The 338-nt window shown below is 65.4% G+C and carries 1 protein-coding gene; it reads right to left on the reverse strand.

The window, feature by feature from the left end; genetic code table 11:
- A partial coding sequence (locus tag AC6ROY_RS25505) for a hypothetical protein (RefSeq protein ID WP_500103361.1) occupies positions 1 to 324 on the reverse strand: 324 nt, incomplete at its 3' end.
- Positions 325 to 338 lie beyond the last annotated feature (14 nt).

The raw sequence follows: 338 nt of genomic DNA on the forward strand, positions 1-338 counted from the left end.
TCCCGTCGCGCCTGTCATTCCTGTTGCGCCTGTCATCCCGGTCTCACCTGTTACTCCCGTCGCGCCTGTCATTCCCGTCGCTCCAGTCATTCCCGTCGCTCCAGTCATTCCGGTCGCGCCTGTCATTCCCGTCGCTCCAGTCATCCCCGTCGCGCCTGTCATCCCCGTCGCTCCAGTCATTCCCGTCGCTCCAGTCATTCCCGTCGCTCCAGTCATTCCCGTCGCTCCAGTCATTCCGGTCGCGCCTGTCATCCCCGTCGCTCCAGTCATCCCCGTCGCGCCTGTCATCCCCGTCGCGCCTGTCATCCCCGTCGCTCCAGTCATCCCCGTCGCTCCAG

The sequence above is a fragment of the Paenibacillus sp. sg306046 genome (genome assembly GCF_059821225.1).